Source organism: Calditrichota bacterium (assembly GCA_020637445.1).
GTDB lineage: Bacteria > Electryoneota > RPQS01 > RPQS01 > RPQS01 > JABWCQ01.
On sequence record JACJVZ010000002.1, the window covers coordinates 549,123 to 573,468 of the forward strand.

Annotated in this window: 27 protein-coding genes; 9 read left to right on the plus strand and 18 right to left on the minus strand. The window is 52.6% G+C overall.

What is annotated here, in order from left to right; genetic code table 11:
- Positions 1-362 precede the first annotated feature (362 nt).
- The 12 genes from H6507_10155 to bshC all read right to left on the minus strand — a co-directional run bounded on the left by H6507_10155 (position 363) and on the right by bshC (position 9,364).
- Positions 363-1,748 carry a phosphomannomutase/phosphoglucomutase gene (locus tag H6507_10155; protein MCB9369459.1) on the minus strand — a complete coding sequence of 462 codons (1,386 nt, stop codon included), beginning with the start codon at positions 1,746-1,748 and terminating at the stop codon, positions 363-365.
- A gap of 124 nt (positions 1,749-1,872) precedes the next feature.
- Entirely contained in the window at positions 1,873-2,373 is a 501-nt protein-coding gene (locus tag H6507_10160) for a GNAT family N-acetyltransferase (GenBank protein MCB9369460.1), read from the minus strand.
- Entirely contained in the window at positions 2,374-2,997 is a 624-nt protein-coding gene (locus tag H6507_10165; protein ID MCB9369461.1) for a hypothetical protein, read from the minus strand.
- Between the two features lie 54 nt (positions 2,998-3,051).
- Entirely contained in the window at positions 3,052-3,483 is a 432-nt protein-coding gene (locus tag H6507_10170; protein MCB9369462.1) for an OsmC family protein, read from the minus strand.
- A gap of 116 nt (positions 3,484-3,599) precedes the next feature.
- A complete protein-coding gene (locus tag H6507_10175; GenBank protein MCB9369463.1) occupies positions 3,600-4,169 on the minus strand; it encodes a hypothetical protein in 570 nt (189 codons plus the stop codon).
- Positions 4,115-5,296, minus strand: coding sequence for an N-acetyl-alpha-D-glucosaminyl L-malate synthase BshA (gene bshA, locus H6507_10180; protein ID MCB9369464.1), 1,182 nt, complete (start codon positions 5,294-5,296; stop codon positions 4,115-4,117). The genes H6507_10175 and bshA overlap by 55 nt, the downstream gene beginning before the upstream one ends.
- A 1-nt stretch (position 5,297) precedes the next feature.
- Positions 5,298-5,498, minus strand: coding sequence for a type II toxin-antitoxin system HicA family toxin (locus H6507_10185; GenBank protein ID MCB9369465.1), 201 nt, complete (start codon positions 5,496-5,498; stop codon positions 5,298-5,300).
- 29 nt (positions 5,499-5,527) lie between these two features.
- The gene (locus H6507_10190) at positions 5,528-5,749 is read right to left on the minus strand and encodes a type II toxin-antitoxin system HicB family antitoxin (GenBank protein ID MCB9369466.1); all 222 of its coding nucleotides are present in this window, start codon (positions 5,747-5,749) and stop codon (positions 5,528-5,530) included.
- Entirely contained in the window at positions 5,746-6,282 is a 537-nt protein-coding gene (locus H6507_10195) for an SET domain-containing protein-lysine N-methyltransferase (protein MCB9369467.1), read from the minus strand. The genes H6507_10190 and H6507_10195 overlap by 4 nt, the downstream gene beginning before the upstream one ends.
- A gap of 186 nt (positions 6,283-6,468) precedes the next feature.
- Positions 6,469-6,951 (minus strand): SET domain-containing protein-lysine N-methyltransferase, encoded by a 483-nt coding sequence (locus H6507_10200; protein MCB9369468.1) that lies wholly within the window; start codon positions 6,949-6,951, stop codon positions 6,469-6,471.
- The gene (gene bshB1 / locus H6507_10205; GenBank protein MCB9369469.1) at positions 6,942-7,664 is read right to left on the minus strand and encodes a bacillithiol biosynthesis deacetylase BshB1; all 723 of its coding nucleotides are present in this window, start codon (positions 7,662-7,664) and stop codon (positions 6,942-6,944) included. The genes H6507_10200 and bshB1 overlap by 10 nt, the downstream gene beginning before the upstream one ends.
- Positions 7,661-9,364 carry a bacillithiol biosynthesis cysteine-adding enzyme BshC gene (gene bshC / locus H6507_10210; protein MCB9369470.1) on the minus strand — a complete coding sequence of 568 codons (1,704 nt, stop codon included), beginning with the start codon at positions 9,362-9,364 and terminating at the stop codon, positions 7,661-7,663. Before bshC ends, bshB1 begins: the two co-directional genes overlap by 4 nt.
- A gap of 90 nt (positions 9,365-9,454) precedes the next feature.
- Between bshC and H6507_10215 the strand changes: the two genes are divergently transcribed.
- Positions 9,455-11,071 (plus strand): PEGA domain-containing protein, encoded by a 1,617-nt coding sequence (locus H6507_10215; GenBank protein MCB9369471.1) that lies wholly within the window; start codon positions 9,455-9,457, stop codon positions 11,069-11,071.
- 3 nt (positions 11,072-11,074) lie between these two features.
- Positions 11,075-11,914 carry a rhomboid family intramembrane serine protease gene (locus H6507_10220; protein ID MCB9369472.1) on the plus strand — a complete coding sequence of 280 codons (840 nt, stop codon included), beginning with the start codon at positions 11,075-11,077 and terminating at the stop codon, positions 11,912-11,914.
- A gap of 49 nt (positions 11,915-11,963) precedes the next feature.
- Here the strand turns inward: H6507_10220 and H6507_10225 are convergent, their stop codons facing one another.
- The 6 genes from H6507_10225 to H6507_10250 form a co-directional block, all read right to left on the minus strand.
- Positions 11,964-13,451 (minus strand): T9SS type A sorting domain-containing protein, encoded by a 1,488-nt coding sequence (locus H6507_10225; GenBank protein MCB9369473.1) that lies wholly within the window; start codon positions 13,449-13,451, stop codon positions 11,964-11,966.
- 342 nt (positions 13,452-13,793) lie between these two features.
- Positions 13,794-14,057, minus strand: a complete 264-nt coding sequence (locus tag H6507_10230; GenBank protein MCB9369474.1) for a hypothetical protein — start codon at positions 14,055-14,057, stop codon at positions 13,794-13,796.
- Positions 14,058-14,106: 49 nt separating this feature from the next.
- Positions 14,107-15,309: a polysulfide reductase NrfD gene (nrfD, locus tag H6507_10235; protein MCB9369475.1), complete on the minus strand. Its 1,203-nt coding sequence runs from the start codon at positions 15,307-15,309 to the stop codon at positions 14,107-14,109.
- Positions 15,309-16,082, minus strand: coding sequence for a 4Fe-4S dicluster domain-containing protein (locus H6507_10240; GenBank protein ID MCB9369476.1), 774 nt, complete (start codon positions 16,080-16,082; stop codon positions 15,309-15,311). Before H6507_10240 ends, nrfD begins: the two co-directional genes overlap by 1 nt.
- 84 nt (positions 16,083-16,166) lie before the next feature.
- Entirely contained in the window at positions 16,167-16,613 is a 447-nt protein-coding gene (locus H6507_10245; GenBank protein ID MCB9369477.1) for a hypothetical protein, read from the minus strand.
- 332 nt (positions 16,614-16,945) lie between these two features.
- Positions 16,946-19,141 carry a M1 family metallopeptidase gene (locus tag H6507_10250; GenBank protein ID MCB9369478.1) on the minus strand — a complete coding sequence of 732 codons (2,196 nt, stop codon included), beginning with the start codon at positions 19,139-19,141 and terminating at the stop codon, positions 16,946-16,948.
- A gap of 130 nt (positions 19,142-19,271) precedes the next feature.
- Between H6507_10250 and H6507_10255 the strand changes: the two genes are divergently transcribed.
- The 7 genes from H6507_10255 (at position 19,272) to H6507_10285 (ending at position 24,330) form a co-directional block, all read left to right on the plus strand.
- Positions 19,272-19,664, plus strand: coding sequence for a hypothetical protein (locus H6507_10255; GenBank protein ID MCB9369479.1), 393 nt, complete (start codon positions 19,272-19,274; stop codon positions 19,662-19,664).
- Between the two features lie 395 nt (positions 19,665-20,059).
- Positions 20,060-20,773 carry a hypothetical protein gene (locus tag H6507_10260; GenBank protein MCB9369480.1) on the plus strand — a complete coding sequence of 238 codons (714 nt, stop codon included), beginning with the start codon at positions 20,060-20,062 and terminating at the stop codon, positions 20,771-20,773.
- A gap of 179 nt (positions 20,774-20,952) precedes the next feature.
- Positions 20,953-21,279, plus strand: a complete 327-nt coding sequence (locus tag H6507_10265) for a winged helix-turn-helix transcriptional regulator (GenBank protein ID MCB9369481.1) — start codon at positions 20,953-20,955, stop codon at positions 21,277-21,279.
- Positions 21,280-21,281: 2 nt separating this feature from the next.
- Positions 21,282-21,827 carry a DUF1697 domain-containing protein gene (locus H6507_10270; GenBank protein ID MCB9369482.1) on the plus strand — a complete coding sequence of 182 codons (546 nt, stop codon included), beginning with the start codon at positions 21,282-21,284 and terminating at the stop codon, positions 21,825-21,827.
- Positions 21,828-22,063: 236 nt separating this feature from the next.
- On the plus strand, positions 22,064-22,879 hold the full coding sequence (arsM, locus tag H6507_10275) for an arsenite methyltransferase (protein ID MCB9369483.1): 816 nt from the start codon (positions 22,064-22,066) through the stop codon (positions 22,877-22,879).
- Between the two features lie 311 nt (positions 22,880-23,190).
- A complete protein-coding gene (locus tag H6507_10280) occupies positions 23,191-23,781 on the plus strand; it encodes a superoxide dismutase (GenBank protein MCB9369484.1) in 591 nt (196 codons plus the stop codon).
- A 138-nt stretch (positions 23,782-23,919) separates the two neighbouring features.
- Positions 23,920-24,330: a DUF302 domain-containing protein gene (locus H6507_10285; GenBank protein MCB9369485.1), complete on the plus strand. Its 411-nt coding sequence runs from the start codon at positions 23,920-23,922 to the stop codon at positions 24,328-24,330.
- Positions 24,331-24,346 lie beyond the last annotated feature (16 nt).

Below are 24,346 nucleotides of genomic sequence, written 5' to 3' on the forward strand. Positions count from 1 at the left end.
TTTTAGGACGGTAACTCAAAACAACGCATTACTTATCCCTAAATATAGTTGTTTCTTAGGCCAATTCAAGCACTTTATTGGCTTTCGCAAATGACGGACCGGACCTGATAACAAACTACACTTCCCTTTATTTGCCCCCTTCTTCTTTTCTAACAATTTGATAATATTGAACTAATAAATAATCATATGAGATGCTGAGGCGCACAGGCAACGCAGCTCCGCCATTGCAAAATAACAAAGAGAGGCGCAAAGGTGCAATCGGTGCATTCAGTTACATATAAGAAAGGCCCGGAAACGGGGGTTTCCGGGCCACTGAACCTCAGGCCTCTGTCACGATTTCAAAAGCCATGTCATCCCGTAAGTTAGTGCCCGCCCGACGCATTGGGGTCAAAGGTGAAGCCCGCGTCTTTCAGGACTTTGGAGACATCTTCTTGAATGCTGTCGAGCTTGTCTTGCGATTTGGCTTCGATGCGCAGGACCAAAGTCGGCTGCGTATTCGAGGCGCGCACGAGCGCCCAGTTGCCGTCGCCGAAATTCACACGCACCCCGTCGAGATCAATCGTTTCCAAACCGCGGGCTTTGAACGAGTGCTTCACTTTGTCGACCACGTCGAATTTCACTTCGTCGGGACAATCGACGCGAATTTCGGGCGTCGAATAGGTTTTCGGCAAATCGGAGAGTTCTTGTGCGAGTGAGTGCGGCAAGCGCGAGACGATTTCAAGCAAACGACCGGCTGAATAAATGCCGTCATCAAATCCAAAAAATCTATCGGCAAAGAAAAAGTGTCCGCTCATTTCACCCGCGAGCGCGGCCTTCTCGTCCCAGAGTTTGCTCTTTATCAGTGCGTGGCCCGTTTTCCACATGATGGGAGTGCCGCCGTGTTTTTTCACGTCCGCGAAGAAATTCTCGCTGCACTTCACGTCCGCGATGACTTTTGCGCCGGGCAGGTTTTTCAAAATGCTGCGCGCAAAAAGCGTCATCAGCATATCGCCCCAAATCACTTTGCCCGAGCCGTCGATGGCGCCGAGTCTGTCCGCGTCGCCGTCGAAACCGACGCCGAGTTCGAGCTTGTTGTCGGCAACAAGTTTCTTCAGCGCGACAAGATTCTTCTCGACCGTCGGGTCTGGATGGTGGTTGGGGAAACGGCCGTCGACTTCGGTGTAGATGTCAAAAACCTCCGCGCCGATTTCGCGGAAAATTTGCGGGCCACACATGCCGCCCACGCCGTTGCCGCTGTCCACGCCGACGCGCACTTTGCGCTCGAGTTTCAAGTTTGCGGTCAGCCATGCGATGTAGTCGGGTAGAATGTTGGACGACGACTGCTTGCCGTCGCTCTTTTCGTAATCTTTGCGTTCGCAGAGTCCGCGAATCTCCTGAATCATCGCGCCGTGAATCGACGTCTTGCCGTAGGCCATTTTGATGCCGTTGAATTCGGGCGGATTGTGCGAACCGGTGACTTGAATGCCGCCGTCGGTTTCGAGTTTCACGGCGGAATAGTAAAGCACCGGAGTCGGCACCTGACCGACGTCGATCAGCTCAAGTCCGGTTGTGAGCAGACCGGATTTCAGATCGTTGACGATGCGTTCGCTGGTCAGACGTCCGTCGCGGCCGACAGTGAATTTCTTCGCGCCTTTCCGGCGAATGAACGTGCCGATTCCGCGGCCCAGTTCGTAAACAACTTCAGGTGTCAGGTCGTCCGCGACGACGCCGCGAATATCATATTCGCGAAAAATGTTGGGATTAATCATGAGGGGTTCGAGAAAATATGAAATATGAAATCAGAAATAAAAGAGGGGCATGTTCCGCCGTTGTTGGTCTCCTGACCAGCAACGGCGCCATTGCGGGTGTAGACACCCACAACGGCGATTCTATCTAAACATGCAGCCAAACATCGTGCGGCAGATCCCACTTGATGATGCGCTTTTCGATGCCGGCGCCTAATCGCTTGGCGACGTTTTGCGAGGGAATATTTTCGGGGCTGATCAGAGAAATGACACGCTTGTAACAAAACCGTGATCTGGCGAAGTCGCGGCAGTGGCGCGCGGCTTCGGTGGCGTAGCCTTTGTGCCAGTGTTTGCGCATCAACAGATAGCCGACTTCAGCTTCGAACACGCCTTCGACTTCCTGCAAGAGTATTCCGCACTGACCTAAGAACTCGCCGGTCTCGAGTGATTCGAGAGCATAAAACGAATGCCCATCGCGCTCCATACGGGCGAGTGACCGCTCGATCCACTGTTGTGTTTCTTCGCGTGTGAACACGTTTGGATAGTGGCGCATGACTTCCGCGTCGCCGTGAAGGTCGCACATGACGTCCAGATAGTCGAGCGTCAACGGCGCAAAACGAATGCGTTCGGAAGGAGGCGGGACTATCATCTATGCGGATTCTGGTGTCTTACTCAAGAATGCGTTCAATTCTTCGGTCAAAACCTTCAACACTTCATCGCGGTTTTCGATTTTGCGCAAAGATCGTTTCTCAACGGAGTCGTCAGTTTTGCGAATCAGCAACGTGTTCTTGTCCAGCGAGAAGCTCTTAATGTTTGCCCATTTGTCCGAGAAAGAATAAATCGGCCGGATGCGAACCGTAAATCCTTCGGCCGTGCACTTCAGTTGCCGCACTGTCGGCAGCTTCGAATGAAAAAGACCGATGAAGAACAGCAGTGCGCCAACAAACATCAACACGGATCCCGGCTGAAACCATTCGCCCGGATGCAGCTTGTGATAGCCTTCCAACATAATCACGATGCCGGCAAGAACGTCAAACCACGCGATCTTTTTGTGGCTGTGCTCGTCCTTGGCCTTCAATTCGCGAACCAACGAGACGACCAGCAAGAGCCCTGCAATCAGGCCAAGCAAGTCTATCCACGAGTGCTCATGCCATCCCTCTTTGAGAGAGGCCACGCCCGCGATGATCAACACAAGTCCGGGAATCGAGTGATTGAACATCAGCGCGCGTTTGGCGCGCTTGGTCAAATGCAGTGGTAATGTGCGCGTGGTCACTTCGTTGTCACCTTACAGAGCTAACGTCCTTCGAGCAAGACTAACGAATCATTCTCAAGCGAGTTTGGCATCCAACGTGATTTCGGCGGAGCCCATCAGCAGACGCGAAATCGGGCAGCCGCCTTTCGTTTCCACTGCGATTTCGTGGAACGTCGTCGCATCCATACCGGGGACTTTCGCCGTGCAAACGATATGCGACTTGGTGACGGTCGGCGCACCGTTGACCATGTCGAGTGTGACGTGCGCAACAGCTTCGATGCTGTCCGCGACTTTGCCCGCCTTTTCAATGCCGCCCGAAAGCGCCATCGCGTAACAGCCTGCGTGCGCCGCCGCAATCAGCTCTTCAGGGTTCGTGCCTTTACCGTCTTCAAAGCGGTCGTGAAAAGAATAATTAATGTTCTTGAGGGTGCCGGACTCGGTCGTCATGTTGCCTTTGCCGGCCTTCAGAGTGCCGCTCCAAACGGCGGTCGCTTTACGAATAGACATGGAAGGTTCCTGAAAATAGTAAATTGAAAACAGTATTTCCGTGCGGAGAGATTAGCGCATCAGCGCGGTTCCCCGCCGGAATTAGAAGGTGTGCTGCCAGATTGTAGTACGAAAAATCAGTGCGCGCGGATTTCGGAAAGCGCGCGAAGCGTGTCGGGATCGCCGGGCATACCGACCAATGCGGTTTCAAGTTCGGCGATAGCTTCTGCTTTGCGGTCGAGATAGGCCAGAGTGAAACCCAATGCGCGGTGGCCAATTGCACAGTCGGGATAAAGCGTCAGACAGCGGCGAAGGCTTGTTTCGCTGTCTGGAAAACGGTACATGTATCGATAGACCACGCCTTCGTGATAGTGCGCCGACGGATCTTCGTCATCCAGCGCCAGAATTGTCTCGAGACTCATGAGCGCGAGATCGAATTGGTGCACGCCAATTGCCCGCTTCGCGTCCAAATACAAATCCCACTTTAGCAAGAACCGTCTGTAAGCCTGCGCGTGTTCATATTCGGGACGGTGCTCAAGCACCCATTGCATCGCGCCACGGCCCTCGTTCAAGTCGTAGCCGTTGTTCAAAATCGCTTCGACCTCGTCTTCCGAGCGCGCCGGAAGTTCGGGCGGCAGATGATAAAACCGCGTTAGGTGATCACGGACTTGGACGATGAAGAAGGAAGGCACGCTTTGTTCAGACATTGTGCCTCCGTCTCACGCAGTGTGTCCAAGTACAGTTGTTCATATTGCGGCAGTATCGTGTCGATGTGAAAAACTTCTTCGCATCTGCGGCGGCCGGCTTGTCCCATCTTGCGCCGCAGGTTTTCGTCTTTCACAAGTTGCAAAATGCTTGCCGCCAATCCATCCACGTCGCCAACTTGATGCAAAAACCCCGTTTTGCCCTTTGTCACAACTTCAGGTAAACCACCTACATCGTAGCCGACCACGGGCATCTCGCAGCTCATTGCTTCGAGTGCTGACAGACCGAAACTTTCTCTGTTGGACGGCAAAACATAGACGTCGCCAACACTCAGCAGGTCGATCAAGCCCGTTTGTTTTCCCAAGAATCTGACTTCGCCTTGCAGACCCAATTCGCGTACTTGAAGTTCCGCGCTGCTGCGAATTGGACCGTCACCGACCAAAACCAATTTCGATTTCACATTCTGGCGTACTTTCGCGAACGCGTCGATGATATCAGGTATGCGTTTGACCGGTCGGAAATTCGAAATGTGCAAGACAATCGGTTCGTCCTGCGCTGCCAGCCAATCCCGGCGCTGTACGCATTTGTCGCGTTTGTAAAGTTCCGTGTCGATAAAATTGTAAATGACGCGGATTTCTTTTTGGCAATTCAGACTCTCGCGAGTTTCTTCCGCGAGAAATTCCGAAACGGCCGTGATCGCGTTGGACTGCTCGAGGGTAAATTTCACAACCGGCGCATAAGCTGGATGCGAGCCAACGAGCGTGATGTCCGTGCCGTGCAGCGTCGTGATCACCGGCGGCAATCCCCCGTTCATTTCGCGCGCAAGATAGGCCGCTGTCGCGTGCGGAATCGCGTAGTGCGCGTGCAGCACGTCGAGCTTATACATCTTGAAGGCGTCAAAAAGCGTCGACGAAAGCGTCAGTGTGTAAGGCGTGTTTTCGAACAGATCGTAGCCGACTACCGGGACTTCGTGGAAATAGGTATTTTCCTGAAAAGCCGGAAGCCTGAAGGGTCTCGCCGTCGAGAAAAAATGCACCTCATGGCCGCGCATGGCCAGCGCGACTCCCAATTCCGTAGCGACGACTCCCGAGCCGCCGTAGGTGGGATAGAGGATGATGCCGATTCTCATTTTATGTTTCCAACAATCTGGTCACGTAGTCCGCAACCGACATGTCAATCTCTTGAAGAATTGTGCGAATCAAGGGGCGAGGCAGGTCTTTTCCCTTGTGATAAGGAACGCAGGTCCATCTGCCGTCTGTGTGGCGGTAGTATTTGTGACTGCCTTTCTGATGAGTGAATGCAAAACCGGCGGACTCAAGAAGTTTGCCCATCCGATTCGCATTGACTATCGGAAGCTTTGTCATCCGGCTATGGCGATAGATTGCAGGCCGACAAACTCCGGATGGTCCGTAAGGTCTTCGCCTTGTTGTTCGAGCACGAGTTCTAGCACTTCTTTCATGTTTGCTCGCAACTCTTCGAGCGTGTCCGCACATGAATGTGCGCCGCGAATGCCGGGAACTGTGCCTATATAGGATTTCGACTCGGCATCCCATTCCACATAGACCATGAACTGCCTGCTCATGATTTCACCTTCTTCTTCTTGGCTTTGCCCTTCTTGTCCTTCTTCTCCGACTTAGCCTTCTTCTTGACCTTCTTCAACTTCTTCGGTTTGATCAGCATGTTGCCGGAGCAATTGGGTTCGCCGCAGTTGCAGCGGTATTTTTCGCGCCAGTCATCATGCTCTTCGCCGTCGCCGGTCAGACCGTAGTTGTAAGTCAGTTCTTCGTCGACGTGGATGCCGCGAATCGCTTCAATGAAAATGCGGCCGCGCTCTTCGACCGCTTCGCAATTGGGGTTGCAGGAATGGTTGATGAAGCGCGCGTCGTTGCCGCCGACGGCCGCGTCGATCGCTACCGCGCCGTCGCAAATTTGAAACAGAAACGTGTGGTGACGCTTTTGTTTCGAGTCGTCGTAACGGCGGTCACCTTCATCTTCAGGCACGAGTTCGCCCGTGTATTCGATGATGCGCGTACCTTTGCGGATCTTCTTCGTGGCGAAACCGCCTTTGCCCTGAATGTCAGAGCCGCGGACTTCAAAGTATGGAGAATCGGGCATAGAGGAAAAGTATAAAATATGAAATCAGAAATATGAAATCGGGTGTGTTCGCACTACAAGCTCCCTGCCTCTGGCAGGGGCAACAAGCGAGCATGCGAGTCAGAGACGGCCGGAGGCCGACAGCAGTAGTATTGTTTGCTCGCCGAGCGGGGATTAAGCGCATCAGCGCGGTTCCCCGCCGGAATCTCAGACCAGGTTCAAGTACTTCTTGGGGATTTTACGATTCAGCATGATCTTGCGGCATTTGCGGGAACCGCAATGACAGGCGTAATCCTTGATCCATTCCTTGTTGAACGGGCCTTCAAGATAAAGGTGGTAATCGTAGACGATCTCTTGGCCTTTCTTGATCTTCTTCAATGAACGAATGTAGATTCGCCCGTCTTCTTCGATCGTGTCGCAATTGGGAGCGCACGAATGATTGGCGAATTGCGCGGCGTTGCCTTTGCGCGAAGCGTCTATCAATGTGCCGTCGTCGAGCGAAAAAATTACGGTGTGGTGCCCGTCGGGATCGCTTTCGTCCACGTCTGGCAACGCGCTGGCGGGCATCCGCGTGCCCTTATACTCGATAACCTTGGTATCTTTGGGAATATCCTTGCGCGCAAAAAGTCCGCGTCCGTGGACTTTGCTTTTTTTGACGAACCAGTATTCGCCTTTGGTGGCTATAGGCATAAAGTCATGGGATCATTTACTTTGACCGGTTCGCGCATGTAAAAGACTTCGGCATACTTGACGCCGATCATGTCGCCGAAATAGCGCGCGCGAACTTCCAATCTTTCGAAAAATGCAGGTTGTGACAAAACCGTCATCGGGTCCGTGCTGTCAGGGTCGAAAAACTGCGACTTGTGAGCGCGCGCCGAGCGGATTTTGTGCTCGTAGTAATCGGTGATATCGACAAACACGTTCGGCTCCATCATCCATGATGACGGCCAATAAAGCAGCCGCTTGGGATTGTGCGGATCGTAGTCCGCGGGAAAATTCGCCGCGCCCGCCACAAACATCGCGTGCTTAACCAACGCACTTGTGCCGATGTGGTCGGGGTGCTTATCTTTCCACCAATGCGTCAGCACGAGTTTGGGTTTATGACGGCGAATACACTCGACGACTTTGACTCGGCGCTCGTGCGTATCCTGAATTTGCAAGTCCCCCAAGTCCAGCACTTCGCGGAATTCAAAGCCCAAAATCTTCAGTGCATCCTGTGCTTCCACTGCGCGCACCTCTGCACTGCCGCGCGAGCCGCGTTCCCCGCGAGTCATATCGACCATGCCGACTTTGTAGCCGAGATCTTTGAGCCGCAAAAGCGTACCCGCGCAGGAAAGTTCAACGTCGTCCGGGTGTGCGCCGATTGCGAGAACGTCAACGTGTTGTGTGTTTATTTCGCTCATTCGGTGATGATAATGTGATGTGCCGCGCCGTCCGCCGGCACTTGGTCGAGCATGTTCAGAAATTCCGTCACCCCAAAAGTCAGAAGCGCCCACGCCGTACCGTATACCCGCTCCATCGGTTTGCCGTTCGGCCGCGCCGCGAACAGCACCCTGTTCAGTCTGCCAAGTTCAACGGTATGCTGCTGTTTGATGGCTTTGTTCGCTTTGCCTTCCAAATGTTCCAGAGGATGCAGAGCTTTGCCTATTGTCGTGCCCAGCGCGCCTTCCAAAGTCGGATCCAAATCAATCAACGTCGGTCTCAGCTTGTTGATGACGGCTTCGATTTCCGTCTTGATTTCGCTGAAGAGTTTGGTCGTATCGTGCTCGTCGGCTCCGCGCATCAGCTTTTTGATTAAGTCATGCTCATGTGTGGTGAAAAGTTCTTCCCATGAAAGAGTGAGCTTTTCGCGCGTCCGGTCACACTTCTGATCGACTATCGTAACACTCATTCTGGGAAACAAACTCGGAGCCGTGACGCCAAAGAGTTTGTAGAGCGGAGCAAGCTGCGCGTGATATTCCATTTCGCCCGGTCCACCGACGTAGGCAATTGACGGTAAGACGAAGTCTTGAAAAAGCGGACGCAAACCCGCTTTCGGACTGACAGTCCATTTTCCACTCGCAAGTTTCACTTTCAACTCGTCGGGAGTGACATGCTCCGTGCGCCCATCCGGATGCCGCACCGCTCCATCCAGAGAGACGGGCAAACGAACAAAATCCTTTCCGACGACGTAAAAGAAATGCGCGTCGGGAGTGGGACTCATCGAGCCTGAGAATCCGCGCGCGCGGACTTCTTCGGAACGTGAAAAGAAAGTGTTACGCAGTGTTTCGCGCTCGTCAATCACTTTTTCCCACAGCGGCGCGGCGAGTTTCTTCAATCCCTCATTGCGGCCTTCGCAAACCAAAAGTCCCCGCGGGCCAAGTGTCGCCGCGAGCAATCTGCCCATCGCTGTGGAAAGATCCGCGTCGCTGTAGCTATGTTCGAGCGCATCCGCCGCTTCGCCGGAAACATTTTCCCAATTGCTAAGCAATTCGTGTACGCCCGCGAGCCCTTGCTCACCAACTTCGTAACGTCCGACTTCCTGATTGGCAATTTCGTTCGCCGGAGCAAACTCAACTGAGCCTACCGTTCCATCCGGTTTTGGAAAGTGAGTGGCACGAATCTCAGCCAAATCGTGATCTTCGCCTTCGAGCCAAAACAGCGGCAGCACCGGCAGCTTCAATGTTGCTTCAAGTGCGCGCGCCATACGGACGGTATGGTATGCCTTTATAAATGTAAAGAGCGGGCCGCCCAAATATCCGACTTGCTGCCCGGTCACGACCATCACGGCTTTGCCCGCCGCCAATAATTTCAGACGAGCAAGTGTTTCTTCCGGAATTCCGTAGAGCTTGCCTTCTTGTGTCAGAATTTCAGCAAGCTGCGGATAGAAAGGAAAACTCGCGAGGCGTTCACGGGCCGCAGCTTCGCAAGCCTGCGGATTCGCCGGGGAACGCGCATATAGCCACTCAGCAGCGGGAGCTTCGCACACGACCGCCTGCCACGCCGGACCAAACCCGGGAAGGTTGTCAAAAGAAAGTTGTGCCCGGTTCAAGGCGGGAGGCGGTGCCAATTCCATGTTAGTCAGGGATGTGTAAGCAATTGCAAAATATACCGATTCGAGCACGGTTTGTCAAACTTTGATACGGTTTGAAGAACAAATCGTTCCCGCGCTGAGAATTGCTTTTCTCTAAGATAAGCCTATATTTACTTTCTTATGCGCATATTTTTGATGTTGCTCGTCGCGTGGGTCGTTGGGCTTGGGAGTTACCTGCTCATCGACCGATTTTGGCCCGGCCAAACCGGTGCGGTCATGGTTGTCAGCTCGCCTCCGGGTGCCGAAATCTGGATGGATTTGGCTCCAACCGGGCGCGCCACCCCCGCTGATTTGCGCGAAGTGCCGGTTGGCAAGCACTCTTTCACTGTTAGATTGGAAGGAAAGAGGCCCCAGCCATTTGTGCAAGTTGTCAAAGTGGCCAGAGACACGCGAGATTCCTTAATATTTATTTTCGATGGAGATAGCTCGGCGCTTACGCAAAAACCCGATATTCCATCGGCCACCCCGCCTGCTACTGTTCCTCCTAAGGTCGAGAGTATTGAGGAGCGGGTCAAACGCGAACTTCCCAATGAAGTCGAACGGCGGGTGCCAAGCTCGGTTGACAACTCGGTCCTGACCGGGGCGGAGGAGCGCAAACGTCCTGAGCCCAAGCTCGACGCTATCGAAGAACTTAGGGAGGAGTTGGGACTCCCCGAGCCGAAGGTTGCCGAGCGTAAAACTTCAGAGGATAAGACCCCCGAGACAAAATCCCCGGAAGCGACTCCGGCTCGCGAAATTCCCAAGTCTACCGAATCCGTTCGCACGGAATCAGAAACGGGATCGGTCGAAATTTCCAGTTCCGTCAACGGCGCGCAGATTGTTATCAATGATCAGCAGGTGCCGTATAAGACTCCGGCTGTGGTTTCGTTGCCGCTTGGAACACACCGCATTAGCGTCGAGTATCCGGGATACAAGAGCGATCCCGAAGAGCAAGTAGTCAGGTTGTCGCGAATCGCCGGTGCACAGTTGGTGTATTTTACTCTTACTGAAGAGCAGCGTGCGCGCAAAGAGATGACGATTACGACCGAGCCGGTGCAAGGCGCCATCTTCGTGGACGGCGATTCCGTCGGCAACGGGCTTGCAGTCGTGGCGCATGATTTCGGAGTCTACGAAATTTCGTTCGGTCCGGTTGAGGGTTTCTTAACTCCCGAACCGCAGCGAGTCGTGGTCACTCCCGCCAAGCCGAATCCCGCGATTACGGTGAAGTATGCGCGCGCATTTCACGTCTCGGCGGCGTGCATTAACGGTGGTACTGTCACGACCGAAGGGGATATTCAATGGGAAATTGGTATCTATGATCGTGACAAGGGCGCGCGCGCGTCCGATACGCACGGCCCGAAGATAAGCAAGATTCCCAGCTCCGACAAATCCGGATGGGAACTTGCGATGGGAGATCCCAATCGCAATCCTACCGGTGCGGACTATATCGAATTTACTTTCGATTTGCCGGATGAAGTTCCGCCGTCGACGCCGCTCAATTTGAGACTCTATATTTATCGTTCGAACCGCAAATATCCGCTCTCGCTTTCTTCACGCTGCGAAGTGACGGTGACCGTGAACGGCCGTGTCTTTTTGGACAACTTCAGACCGCGTCACGAACAAACCGACGCCGACAGCGAACGCTACGAGGAGTGGTCTTTGCAGCACTCGCTGGTTCCGGGAGAAAACCGGATCATGATCAGAACCGGTGACAAGAACCAAATCTTTAACTATCTGTGGAAGTTTGAGGTCCTCTAAGAAGTGAAAGATCGCTTCAAGAAGCTACTACAAGTACCTCCGCTCGGATTTATCAATCCTGAGATGGCGTGGACGGAAGTCGTCAAGTTCTTGATCTTGGCGAACGTGACCGTTTTCGCCGCGCAGGAGATTCTCGGGCTTTATCCGTTCTTTATTGAAAATTTCGCGCTGATTCCCAAGCAGTTTTTTCAAGGGCATGTGTGGACGATTTTCACGTACATGTTCCTGCACGGCGGATTTTCGCATATTCTGTTCAACATGCTCGCGCTGTGGATGTTCGGGTCGATGCTCGAACGTGTGTGGGGTTCGCGCGAGTTTCTGAAATACTATTTGATCACGGGGTTGGGCGGCGGACTCTGTTACGCGCTGTTCAACATGGATTCGTACATCCCGACGGTCGGCGCGTCCGGTGCGATCTACGGTTTGCTGTTGGCTTACGCGGTGTTGTTCCCGAACAACGTGATTTACATCTGGTTCGTGATTCCGGTGCGCGCGAAGTATTTTGCCATCATCTTCGGCGCGATTGAGTTTTTGGCGAGCTTCAACCAAGGCAGCGGCGTCGCGCACCTCGCGCACTTGGGAGGTATGGTCGTTGGCTATGTGTATCTGAAGTGGGGACGGCTACGCTACAGTGAGCCGGGACGGCGGATGCGCGAGTGGAAGAAGAAGATGGAAGAGTCCGCGAAGGAGCGGGAAGAGCAAGAGATTGAAGACGTGCGCCGCGAGGTGGACGATCTTTTAGATAAGATTAACAAGGTCGGAATGGACGGCCTGTCGCGGAAGGAGCAGGAACGGCTGGAGAAAGCCAGCAAGTTTTTGCGAGACCGAGGATTGAAACCTTGATGAAAAAGCCCGCTTACGCGGGCTTTTTTTGAAGGATGAAGGATGCGGGTTACTTCAACAAAACTACTTTTTGGATTGCGGTTGCATCTCCTGATATTGCGCGGATGAAGTAGATTCCTGTGGAGAGGGTTGGGGGAGTAGTGTAGGAGATTGTGCTGGATGCTAATCTGCCTTCGTGGATGACGTCCACTTCGCGGCCTAATAGATCGTAGAGGGAGATGGAGGTGTTTTGGTTAGGTTGGGCTTCGAGAGAGATGGTTAGGGTGGAGTTGAAGGGGTTGGGGTAGGTGGAGAGTTGGAATGAACTTGCGACTATGTTTGGTTCATTGAAGACATCCGACGGCGAGTCCAGACGCAGCAGCCAGAAATCGGCATTTTGCGTGGTTGGAGCAGAGGTATTTCTTCCTGCCACATAGCATGTGCCGTGCACGGGGGAATAGTCAATGGCGATTCCGCGCTCGGCAAGGTTGCCGCCGTAGTAGAGCATGCCGAGAGAGTCACCGCTGGACGAAAGAACCCAGATTGCGAGATTTGAGTAGTCGGGTGTATTCACTCCGAAGCTGCGCGTGTAGCCCGTCATCACGATTCGGCCATCCGCGAGCTTTGCGATACCTGCTCCTTCTTCATCGCCATTGGGAGTTCCCAGCGTGCGCCGCCAAATTTGACTTCCGGATTCATCGAGCCGCATCGCGCTTGCTCCGAAGCCATTCAAATCGGGGTGGTAGGCCGCAACTAAGAATGTTGAGTCAGTGGACGCAACCGAGTTGTATTGATCGATACCGGTAATCGACGAGAATCTTGTTGATACGATATTTCCGTTGGCATCAAGACTCAGAAAAAAACCGTCAGGGCCAAGCGAATTATTCACCGAGCGGCCCACGATGGCAATTCCACCATCGCGTGTGTTTGCAACGCCATAGGGCCAATCCGAGTCTCCTTGAAGATCATATTCTTCACGCCAAAGTTCTGCGCCGCTGGCATTGACTTTTATGACTTGAATATCATCGGCTGCGGGATTATCGGAACCAATTCGACCAACCAAATAAATGTCTCCGTTATCCTGAATGGAGCAACATGTCAATTCTGCAAGATGATGCACAACATAAGTTCGGTTCCACAGAAAATCGCCCGTTTGAGAGAATGCAAACAGTCGGAATTCACTGCTGTCCAGCGCGTAGGGTAAGGCGACTCCGGTAATCACGTTGTGATCCATAGATTCGCCGGCAAACACGGCTGTGCTGTTGTAGAGAGAATCAATCCGGTTTTCCCATGCCAATGTTCCAGACGGGTGAGTGCAAACGAAATATGGACGCCGATCTCCCAAGAGTTCGAGTTCCGAGAAGCCAACCGTCACAATATCTCCGTTCGAAAGAACACAAACATCCGAAGGATAATCGCGGAAATCGCCTCCGTACAATCTTGTCCAGAGTGTATCAAGATTTTGCGAATAGCTGTTCACGGCGAATGTGCATAAACACAAAACCGCGAACCCTACCCGCTTCAGAAGATTGAATGCTGAGAGAATTCGCGTGCTCATTGTGGCCTCCGGGATTGGGTTGCCTGTGGTTGTGGTTTTACAATTTAGGGTTGGGGAAGGGGAATGTCAAGTTGGTCAGATTTTTTAACCCCCCCTAACCCCCCCGCTAAAGCGAGGGGGGATCAGATGCCCCCCTTAATCCCCCCATTTCTCCGAGCAGAAATGGAGGGAGAGCGGAGCGGGCGGATTGCCATCCGCCCCTACAATGATTGTTGGGTGGTCTGAGATGGTGAATTCGCTTGAAAGACCCCCCTTAATCCCCCCGCGCGGCGCGGGGGGAGATAAGAAAACGGCGACCTTTTGGGCCGCCGTTTCTTTTGCTCCTTCTGAAACTTTTTGTTGCTACTTCTCCTCGAGCTTCTCGCCGTCTAAGCGGCGAATCATGTTGTGCATGGCTGTCATCAGCATTGAAAAGCTGACGTGATAGAGTCCGAGCAAAACGCTTGCGGCAACGGTGAAAATTCCGACAAGTCTAATCAGTGACTCGCCCATTGCCGTAATGAAAAGCCCTGCGATAGTGCCAAAGACAACCACAACATACCCGACGGATTGCAGAAGTTGTGACATGCGATCATAACTACGCCACGAGAAAATCGGCTGCTCCATGTGAACCTCCTGTGTTTGTTCACGGATGACCCGCGCAGGTCGTGTGGTGTTAGTGGGCGCGGTCTGTTTCTTGGTGCTCCTGCCACGGCGGCAGGAATTTTATTAGGAACGCGAGTATCAGAATCGGAAGGAACGCCTGTGTCACCGCCATCAGACCGCCCTCCCATCCAACCAAGCCAATTTTGTAGGTCGTAAATCCGCGCAGACTTTTGCTGAAAAGCTGTCCGCCGATCACGACGTTCCAACGCATAAAGAAAATTCCCATCAACGTCAATACCGAAACCAACCAATAGATGCTGACTCGCGCCGGAGCCGAAACCTTTCCAAATTGAATCCAGCCCAAGAGCGAAATCGGAATCAATGTGCCGAGAATCAATTGGAAGATTACATGTGTCTCGAAGAGGTGCCCGTGCACGAGCGCATAGATGATATCAAAGGACTCTTCGGCCGTGTAGGTTCTCTGGATCACGTCCAGGCCTTCGAGTGCAAAGTCGATAATGAAGATATAGAGTAGGTATCTTCCTAACGTGTCAAGACACTCCATGTTCTGGCCGACTCTGCGAATCTTATTGGACAACAGATAGATCAGCAACACCAACGCGATTCCGGAGACGATCGCCGAGAAGAGGAAGATCACGGGCATCAGCACGCTCGACCACCACGGATTGGCTTTGATTGATCCGAAAATGAAGCCGACGTAGCCGTGCAGCAAGAACGCCGAAGGTATTCCGATCATCGTGATGGTCTTAACGGCGGCCTCATCAAAGCGAATGGCCTTTTCTGAGACATCGGTGACACCAAGCGTGAGAATCTTGTAGAAGATGCGCTTGGCTCCAGTTGATTGTTGTGACCAGACGACGAAATCGCGGCGGTAGTCAAACCAGATTTCGAGTAAGAGCACGACCATCAAATACCACATGTACACAAATCCGAACATCGCCATTGCCGACGTGGGGTGCGGCGTTACTAAAATTTCCCAGAAGCGCCACGGTTTGGACAGATGTGACAGCAACGGCAATGGAGCGATGATCAAAAATGCCAGAGCAGTAAGCAGCGCGAGGCGGTAGGTCGGACGCACGGCGCGGACGTTGAAGACGCGCTCGAGTGATGCGAGAATGAAGGCGCCGGCGACCAATCCAGTCAGATAGGGATAAAGAACGATTAAGATGCTCCAGTGAGCTTCGACTTCGTTCGGATAGATGAAACCGACAACGCGGGTGAGTGCTTCATAGAGATGAGCGTAATGATCCATCAGCGCACCTCCTTGTCGATTCCTGAGTAGAACACTTTCGGATAAGTGTTCAAATGCGGTTTCAAAACTTGGATTTTGTGTTCGCGCAAGAATTTATTGAGCGGGCCGTCGTGATCTTTCAGATCGCCAAAGAGTCTTGCGCCGGTCGGGCAATTTTCGACGCAGGCAGGTTGCTGACCGTTGTGAATACGGTGATAACAGAGCGTACACTTGTCGGCGACGCCCGTGATCGGGTTTAGGAAACGTGTGCCATATGGGCACGCTTGAATACAATATCTGCACCCGATGCAATAGTCCGCATCGACCAATACAGCGCCGTCGGGAGTGACAAACGTCGCGCCGACCGGACAAACTTGCGTACACGGCGAATGATCACACGCGTTGCAGAGTTTGGGAACGAAGAACGATTTGTCGAGAGGTTCGGGGCGTTTTTCCGGATCGGGAAATCCGTCGTATCCGCCGTTGGGCGAATCGACGATGGTTTCATCGCCAAATTCTTGATAGCGTTCGATCCACGTGCGGAAGAAGAAGGGTTCCTTGGGAACGCCATTTTCTTCTTTACAGGCGACGACGCAATGACCACATCCGATGCATTTTTCCACGTCGATCGCCATGCCCCATTTGTGCGCGCTCCAATCTTTTTCGAGTGGCACCTTTTGGTTTGTCGAAACTTCGTCCGCAATCGCGAGTTTTTCTGCGACCGGAGCAATCGCAATCGCGACGCAGGCTGTGCCGAGAGTCTTCAGGAAATCGCGGCGCGTGGAACTTGCCATTTCGGCGGCGGCAGCCTCAAGCTCCTCTTTAGACTCGAGTGTCGTTTTTGAAAGTTTGTAAAGTCTGGAATCCATGATGCTGCCTCACTCGGTTTCAAGTGGATTATGTACGTGATGGCACGTATTGCAAGCTTCGCCGTCCGCGTGCTCCTTGTAATTGATTTGAGGAAATTTCGCAGGACGGGCGGCGCGCTCTTCATGGCAGCGCAGACAGGTGGGAATAACTTCCGGTTTGCGGATGTTATCGGTCGAGGGATCTTCGATGTGACTTGCGCCGGGACCGTGGCACGTCTGGCAGTTGATTTTCTTATGGGGTCCGGCGGTGTTTTGGGCTGCTTCGTCGTCGTGGCATTCCGCGCAAGTTGTCTTAGAGATGTAGTGCGGAGATTTTGCGACGGCAGCGGGGAGGGCTTTGCCTCTGTAATGTCCGTATTCACCAAAAGTGTCCGGTCGCAACCACCAGCGGGTGGCTACGAACGCAATAATGATTACGGCAAAAATCAGAACTAAACGGGAGACTTGTGGGGGCATCACAACTCCTCTGGGTTAATAGTCGGACGTGCTCGCTATAGTCTTAAATTGATGTTGATTAGATATGGTGCTAAGTGAATACTTATGAAAGTGATACAATTCGCAAGAAAGTCAAGTGAGTTTGTTACAGTCGATAATTTAGGTCAGATTCTTTAGTTAAAGTTTTTACAAGATGTAAAAATCGGAGAGAAATTGCCGTATTCTTTATTGCACCTATTTTAGAGGAAATTTAAGTCTTGATATCACATAACTCTTCAAGTGAATCTCAAGATGCTAAAAAAAGAAAACGGCGACCTCTTGGGCCGCCGTTTTGAAATTCGGTGCGAGTGACTCTACGGATTCGCTACGATGATGTAGAACTTTTGTTCGGTCGACGTGGAGTCTGTGTAGAAAGTGTCGCTGACCGTCGCGATGGGAGTCAGATCGGAGTAGTCGGCCTGTGTTGCAGCTTGGATTTCGTAGTCCGCTGCGGCAACCACACTCGGCCATCTCAGAGTAACCGAGCTGTCTTCGTTGGCCACGATCGTCAAGTCAACAGGCGTGCCGAGCGATGGCAAAACCGTCAACACAAGTTCCGTCGTGTCAGCCTGATTGATGGAATTGTTGACGCGGAACGTCAGCCCGAAATCGCCGTACTCCGTCGGCGTGCCGGACAATTCACCCGTTGAAGCAAGTGTGATTCCGTCTGGCAGTGTGCCGCCGATCACGCTATACACGAATCCGCTGCCCGAGCCGATAGCAACCAAAGTGTCGGCATAAGTCTGTCCCTCGGTGCCGACCGTCAGCTCGGCATTCAAGAAAATCGGCTGCAATGCTTCATTGAAAACGCTCTTCAAAAACCAACTGTTCGGATCAAATGCCAGCGAACTTGGAGTATAACCTAAGTCAAACAAGTATTTGTCGCGATAGCTGTCACATACGACGGACTCCGTCACGGTTTGAGCACTGCCAAACTGCAGTTCGACGCGGTTCACAAACGGCACGGGCGGCGTCGTATGAATCTGTCTCAGGCGAACGGCCGTTCGCATCACGCCATCCACCATGCCGCTGCCATACGAGTAGCGGTAGGTCGGTCGGTTGACTTCGTAAAGATAGGCTTGCGCAAACGGCGTGACGTCATAGCCCACGACGTCCGACATGTCGGAAAGAAATTCTTCCGTCGTCGCGTTGCCGTATTCATGCTGTGCGCGATAGTGGCGCATGCCCGTGAAGAACAACGAGTCGTTGTCGATCGCGCCGCGCAAAGTGTGCAGCACCCACGCGCCTTTGTTGTAAACCGTGTTGCCGCTGAAAAGATCGGAGGGATTCACAATCGGGCCAGACGGATCGGAAACCGGCTGCGAATTCACCATGTAGTTGGTGTAGGCGCTCATGCCGCCCAGCTCTTCGTAATAGAGCGCTTCACAGTAGCTCGCAAAACCCTCGTTCAGCCAAATGTGCGGCCACGTTGCAATTGTTACCATGTCGCCCCACCACTGATGGCCAAGCTCATGCACCAAAATCCAATCGTAGGCATGAGTTCCCGTCACCAAGCCGCGGCCATAAGACGTGTTGCATTGGTGTTCCATCGCGCCGCCCCAACGGAACATCGTGTGGCCGTACTTCTCATCCATAAACGGATACTCGCCGAACCGCTCCGCCAATGCCGCAATCGCAGCAGGCATTATGCTGAAATCCGTCATCGACTGCGAAAGTTTTTCGGGATAGACGTAGTACTCGAGCGGCAAGCTGTCATCGCTTTGCGTTACGTACCAATCGGAAAAACTCACGTAGTTCGACGCGCTCGCGCAGATCAAATAGGTCGATATCGGGTTGCTTTCGAACCAATTGAACTGACGGGAATTCGCAGGCAGCGCCGAAATACTCTCAAGCGTGCCGTTCGACGTGGCCGTCAACGTATCGGCGACGATCAAGTGAACGCGCGCGCTGTCGGCTTTGTCGTCAGGCAAATCTTTGCACGGCCACCATCCCGGCGCACCAAATGGTTCGGACAACGTGGCAATCGATGGCACATTGTATGATCCGACGGGACGGTTCCACCAATCGAAAGTCTCAATGCCGCCGTCCAAACACGGTGTGCCGTGATAATGGATCGTCAGCATGAAAGGCTCGTTCAGCGCGTAATCGCGTTCAAGTGTAACCGTGATCTGGTAATTTGCGCGGGAATAGCTCAATACTTCGCCCAACGCGCCGCGCACGGAATCGACGGACATCGCGTCGCAAAAATCCAGCACGACGTCCCGAAAACTTGCGCTCAGGGCTTGTCCGTGAATATTAGTGCTGCCGGAGATCTGTTGGCCGCTGAAATTCCGCAGATCGAGCCACAGCTCATAATAGGTTACATCGTAATCTGCTTGTGTTTCGTCCAAACTCCGGCGCTCGCGCACATCGTCTAATTTGTGCCAACGAACCGCTTCACGATTGTGAAATTCGGTGGGATTGGCCGGAGGAGTTTCTTCATCAAGCGCAGGGAGTGTATTTGCCCACAGCGCTCCGCATAGGGTCAGAAGGAATAAGAGGCGCATCATCACTTTCATGCTCATGGTTTCCTAAATTTAGGCTCAATTCTAACCGAGTGCAAGCAGAAAGTGTTTGCTCAAATTATTCTTCCGTATTATATTGATGTATCCGTCCATCAATGCCGCGGGAGGTGTGATCATGGGATGTCTCAAAGGACTTGCCGAAGTTATTCTGTATGTTGAAAATATGCAGGAAATGGTGGAGTTCTACCGTGATGCGATGGGGCTCACCATTAGGAACCCAGCCAAACCGACGGATTTCCGCAAGGAGGAGTGGGTTGAACTTCAAACGGGAGCGTGCAGTTTGTGTCTGCATGCGGGAGGAAAACGGAGGTTGGGGCAGGATGCGCCGTCTTTTGTTTTCCGAGTGTCGGACATGGAAGTCGCCCGGGACGAGCTTTGCGAGCGTGGAGTTCCGATGGATGAGCCGCACATGGTGGCCCCGAATATCTGGATCTGTGGTGGGGAAGACCCCGAAGGAAATCGATTTTCAATTGAGTATGTAGGGCAGCACCAGCCAGCACATCGATAAGATTATGTTGCAATTGCGCAACGTTTAGCCGCCAGTTTACAGGCTTTCAAAATAATCTATTCTGAGGCACAATATCACATATTGTGCCTCCTTTTTGTCTACCTAAATGCGACATTCGAACTCTCATTCGCTGAAAATTATGACTAATCACATAGCCAATTATATAACAAAGAAGTAATCATTGTGACTTTGTCGCTATTTGCGTGGGATATTTTTAAGTAGAATGGATGCAGCGAAGCGCAATGAACCAGAATGATTTGGTCGCGCTTGCTTCTGGGTCCGTATGCTGCGAATTGACAACTTCTGGCGTCCGATGAATATGGATTCGAATTTCGATGAAAAAGTGCAAGCAAAAGGATGCTTGCAAGTGAAATAATGACAAGCGAGGAGTAGTCATGAAGCAGATGTTGTTCGTTGCTGTTCTATTGAGTCTGACAACAAACCTATGGGCACACGGGACGTATACTGGAAGATCTGGCGCGCCGGGGCGACAAACTTGTGCCAGTAGCTGCCACGGTGGGCCAATTGCGAACACTGTTGAAATCGTCGGTTTCCCTTCGGAGTATACTCCGGGGCAGAGTTATCTTCTGACCATTCGCAAGATGTCAGGCGGGACGGTGGTCAACTTCAATGCATCGTGCCGAATCGGCGAAACGGGTACGGACAATGCAGGCGTCATTGCATCCGGACAAAATACGTCGACGTACAATGTGACCGGTGAAACGAACGGCGTTCATTTTACGACTGTGAATCATGATTCGGGGCAATTCACATGGACTGCTCCTTCCACGGGCACAGGATTGGTCAAACTGTACGCGGGTGCGATTCAAACCGACGTCGATGGCGACAACAGCCGGATCATTTTGTCGGCGACCGAAGCTGTTGCGATTCCGAGTGCTCCAGACAGCCTTGTTGTCATCGCGGAAGATGCCGGGCTTCATCTCTATTGGCAACCCAGCTTGAATGCAACTATGTATAATGTGTACAGAGATACCATCGGAACCGTAACCGTGATCCCAGAAAACTTGATTGGGACCGTGGGGACTACGGACTTTCTGGATACGATCGAACCAGCCGATCATGCTTCTTATATAGTTACTGCACAATAACTTAAGTATAATATTCTTGCAAAAGAGGCGACGAAAGTCGCCTCTTTTGTCGTTTGACTTGACTCTTGGAAACTCATTTCGTATTTTTACGAACAACGAACATTGTACAGTGAATGGAGCACCCGCGTCCTTACGAAGACATGCCGGGTGCTGCCACGATCTGGGATAGGATTAAGAATATGCAGAATGCCCCCGAATTTACAACTCATCCGCCTGACACGAGCCTCGAGGATCTGGACCTTGCGAAACTGGCTCGGGCCCTCGGCCATCCGCACCGTGCGGCGATCATCCGGTTCTTGCTCTCGTGTCCAGGTTGCTTTGTCGGCGATATCGTCGAACAGCTTCCCGTCGCTCCGTCCACGGTTTCGCAGCATCTGCGCAAGCTCAAAGAGGCCGGCTGGATTCGCGGCGAAATTGACGGCCCGAAGATTTGCTATTGTATTGAGCCGAGAGCTGTGGAGAGATTCCGCAAGTTGTTCGACGTGCTAACGAGTCCTTGTTGTTAAGCATGGCCAAGAACTTCAATACCTACATTATTCTTTTGCGCGGCGTGATGCCGACGGGGAAGAACCGTGTGCCGATGGCTGTGCTGCGAGAGGTTTTGGGTAAGGCAGGGTTTGAGAATGTGCGCACGTATATTGCGAGTGGGAACGCGCTCGTGGATAGCAAACTTTCGGCAAAAGAAATTGAAAGTAAAGTTCACGAGCTGATTAAAAAACACATTGGGCCTGACTTAGTCGTAGTTGTGCGCACTGCTGCCGAGCTGCAGAAAGCACTCGACGGAAATCCGTTTATCAAAGGCTATGAGCCGTCGCGTGTGTTCTATATGTTCTTTCAGACTCCGCCGAGTGCTGCCGCCGTCAAAGAATTAGCGGCGCAGGATTTTGGAGACGAAGAAGTTGAAATCAAGAAAAACACCGGCTACCTGTATATTCCCGGAAGCGCGGCAAGAAGCAAACTCAGCAACAACTTCCTTGAAAAGAAACTTGGCGTCGGATCGACCGCACGAAACTTGAACACTGTGACGAAATTGATAGAGCTAACACAACAATAGAACCAGAAGCCCCTTAGAACCTATCTTGAAATAGCGAGAGACTCAAGAATCGCGGCGGCAGGTGTCTTCGCCTGCCCCGCATACCGAGACTTTTCAGATTCCGGCGGGGAATCCCTGCGGGACAGGCCGCTACGCTAAATCGCTTCACTGCGTTCGAGCGCAGGCCCCGCTCGGCGAGTCGGAGCGGGCGGATTGCCATCCGCCCCTACATTGAACTACTCAACAAAAGGAAATACATGGAAAACCTTCTCAACATTCGCGAAGTCGTTCGCGAGAAGTATGGACAGGCAGCGCGCGGTGAAAGCTGCTGTGGAACTTCGGGCTGCTGCGGCGCATCCAACGTCGAAGACATCGCCGAAGCGATCGGCTATTCTGAAGAAGAACTCAGTCAAGTGCCGGACGGCGCAAACCTTGGTTTGGGTTGCGGCAATCCGATTCTCTATGCCGACATCAAGCCCGGCGAAATCGTGCTCGATCTCGGCAGCGGCGCAGGACTCGACGCGTTCTTAGCGGCACGCAGAGTCGGACCGTTGGGAAAAGTAATCGGTGTCGACATGACTCCGGATATGCTCGCCAAAGCGCGCGCGAATGCCGTTTCGGTCGACGCGAAAAACGTCGAGTTTCGTGAAGGCGTGATCGAAGACTTGCCTCTGAAAGACTGTGCGGTGGATTTGGTGATTTCCAATTGCGTGATCAATCTTTCGACGGATAAGCCGCAAGTCTTCAAAGAAATCGCGCGAGTTTTGAAACCCGGCGGACGCATGCTCGTCTCGGACTTGGTTCTGAACCGACCGCTCTCGGACGCGCTGAAAAACAACGTCGAAGCCTACGTCGGCTGTGTGTCGGGCGCATCTCTGAAAGAGGAATATCTTCGTCTTGCCGAAGAAGCCGGTTTAACGAATGTCGAAATCGTCAATGAAATTCAATATGACGTGGGACTTTCGGAAATCGGAGAAGAGCTGCGCAACGAAGCACTCGAAGCCGTGGCGTCCGTGAAAGTTCGCGCGTACAAGCAAAAGGATTTTGACTGCTGCGGCGGCAACTGCTGTTAATCCCAGCGCCAGCGTGCCGCTGGACTGATTGTGCTGGCGCGCCAGCTTGAGATTACTGGTGATGCTTCAAAGACCCCCCTTTTGTTCCCCGCTCGCGGGGGGAAATCAGAAAAGCCCGATCTGCGTCGGGCTTTTTTGTGGAACACAGTTGGAGTTCATCGAGTTTACAGAATAACTTGCGCCGCTAACTTTCGGTTTTTCAATCAGTGCTTTTAATTTAGAGGCGTTGAAAGAGTCGTTGGAATTCTGTAAGTTAGAGGCGAACATATTTCCAGTCAGTAACTTGTCATTCAATAGAAAGGACAGCGCACATGGCTTTCTCTGCCAAGGACTTTGGTCCTAAGATTCTGGAACTCGACGGCATCTCCAAGAAAACCGTCGAAGAGCATTTGAAGCTCTACAACGGCTACGTCAATAAGACCAACGAAGTACTTGAAAAGCTCGCAGCACACGATGGCTCGGGGGCGAATCAAGTTTACTCCGAAATTCGCGGCCTCAAGGTTGATCTGAGCTTCGCGATTGCGGGTATGCAAAACCACGAAGTCTATTTTTCGCACCTGACTCCCGGCGGCAGCGCACTTTCAGGTGATTTGAAAAAGCAGATCGAAAAAGATTTCGGCAGCTTCGATAAATATATCGCCGATCTGAAGGCGTCCGGCATGGCCGCCCGCGGCTGGGTGTGGCTGGTGTGGTGGGAAGACGGCAAGCGTCTGCTCAATTGGGTCGGCGATGCGCAAAACTCCCATCTGTCTTGGAACATGAAACCGATCATGGCGATGGACGTTTACGAGCACGCCTATTTCATCGACTATGGTGCCGCGCGTCCGGGTTACATTGACGCATTCATCAAGAACCTCTGCTGGGAAACCGTCGGCAAGCACTACGACGCCGCGCGCAAGTAAAGTGACATGCTCACGGCAGACGTTGTGAAGATTTTCTAACTTGAGAGGCGCACCAAGCGGTGCGCCTCTTTTTCTTGCACTTTAATAGTCAATTGACACATGAAGATAACACTCACCCTCTTGTTTGGAGCCATTCTTATGTCCACGGCCACCGCGCAAATCAAATACGGTTGGGAAAAGGCCCTTCCTGCAACCAGCTTTGAAGATGCCGTTACGCGTGTCACCGAACTTCTGAAAGAAGAAGGTTTCGGCGTACTCACGGAAATCGACGTCAAAACGACGATGAAAAAAAAGCTCGATCTCGATTTTCGGAAGTACGTGATTCTCGGGGCGTGCAATCCGCCGCTCGCCGCACGTGCGCTGCAAGCTGAGCCGCAAATCGGGTTGATGCTTCCCTGCAATGTCGTCGTTCAGGAAGATGAAAACAACGGTTCAATTGTTTCTATCATCGATCCTAAAGCGATGTTCCTCTTTATCGAAAACGACGGCCTGAAACCCGTCGCCGCCGAAGCCGAAGAGAAACTGCAGCGAGTGCTGAATAAACTATAAGCGCGTGCAGCAATGA

Bases quoted from the DNA above. Each gene is read 5' to 3' on its own strand.
- H6507_10155 (MCB9369459.1), bottom strand. From the start codon at position 1,748: ATGATTAATCCCAACATTTTTCGCGAATATGATATTCGCGGCGTCGTC.
- H6507_10160 (MCB9369460.1), bottom strand. From the start codon at position 2,373: ATGATAGTCCCGCCTCCTTCCGAACGCATTCGTTTTGCGCCGTTGACG.
- H6507_10170 (MCB9369462.1), bottom strand. From the start codon at position 3,483: ATGTCTATTCGTAAAGCGACCGCCGTTTGGAGCGGCACTCTGAAGGCC.
- H6507_10175 (MCB9369463.1), bottom strand. From the start codon at position 4,169: ATGTCTGAACAAAGCGTGCCTTCCTTCTTCATCGTCCAAGTCCGTGAT.
- bshA (MCB9369464.1), bottom strand. From the start codon at position 5,296: ATGAGAATCGGCATCATCCTCTATCCCACCTACGGCGGCTCGGGAGTC.
- H6507_10185 (MCB9369465.1), bottom strand. From the start codon at position 5,498: ATGGGCAAACTTCTTGAGTCCGCCGGTTTTGCATTCACTCATCAGAAA.
- H6507_10190 (MCB9369466.1), bottom strand. From the start codon at position 5,749: ATGAGCAGGCAGTTCATGGTCTATGTGGAATGGGATGCCGAGTCGAAA.
- H6507_10195 (MCB9369467.1), bottom strand. From the start codon at position 6,282: ATGCCCGATTCTCCATACTTTGAAGTCCGCGGCTCTGACATTCAGGGC.
- H6507_10200 (MCB9369468.1), bottom strand. From the start codon at position 6,951: ATGCCTATAGCCACCAAAGGCGAATACTGGTTCGTCAAAAAAAGCAAA.
- bshB1 (MCB9369469.1), bottom strand. From the start codon at position 7,664: ATGAGCGAAATAAACACACAACACGTTGACGTTCTCGCAATCGGCGCA.
- H6507_10215 (MCB9369471.1), top strand. From the start codon at position 9,455: ATGCGCATATTTTTGATGTTGCTCGTCGCGTGGGTCGTTGGGCTTGGG.
- H6507_10225 (MCB9369473.1), bottom strand. From the start codon at position 13,451: ATGAGCACGCGAATTCTCTCAGCATTCAATCTTCTGAAGCGGGTAGGG.
- H6507_10230 (MCB9369474.1), bottom strand. From the start codon at position 14,057: ATGGAGCAGCCGATTTTCTCGTGGCGTAGTTATGATCGCATGTCACAA.
- nrfD (MCB9369475.1), bottom strand. From the start codon at position 15,309: ATGGATCATTACGCTCATCTCTATGAAGCACTCACCCGCGTTGTCGGT.
- H6507_10240 (MCB9369476.1), bottom strand. From the start codon at position 16,082: ATGGCAAGTTCCACGCGCCGCGATTTCCTGAAGACTCTCGGCACAGCC.
- H6507_10245 (MCB9369477.1), bottom strand. From the start codon at position 16,613: ATGCCCCCACAAGTCTCCCGTTTAGTTCTGATTTTTGCCGTAATCATT.
- H6507_10250 (MCB9369478.1), bottom strand. From the start codon at position 19,141: ATGATGCGCCTCTTATTCCTTCTGACCCTATGCGGAGCGCTGTGGGCA.
- H6507_10255 (MCB9369479.1), top strand. From the start codon at position 19,272: ATGGGATGTCTCAAAGGACTTGCCGAAGTTATTCTGTATGTTGAAAAT.
- H6507_10260 (MCB9369480.1), top strand. From the start codon at position 20,060: ATGAAGCAGATGTTGTTCGTTGCTGTTCTATTGAGTCTGACAACAAAC.
- H6507_10265 (MCB9369481.1), top strand. From the start codon at position 20,953: ATGCAGAATGCCCCCGAATTTACAACTCATCCGCCTGACACGAGCCTC.
- H6507_10270 (MCB9369482.1), top strand. From the start codon at position 21,282: ATGGCCAAGAACTTCAATACCTACATTATTCTTTTGCGCGGCGTGATG.
- arsM (MCB9369483.1), top strand. From the start codon at position 22,064: ATGGAAAACCTTCTCAACATTCGCGAAGTCGTTCGCGAGAAGTATGGA.
- H6507_10280 (MCB9369484.1), top strand. From the start codon at position 23,191: ATGGCTTTCTCTGCCAAGGACTTTGGTCCTAAGATTCTGGAACTCGAC.
- H6507_10285 (MCB9369485.1), top strand. From the start codon at position 23,920: ATGTCCACGGCCACCGCGCAAATCAAATACGGTTGGGAAAAGGCCCTT.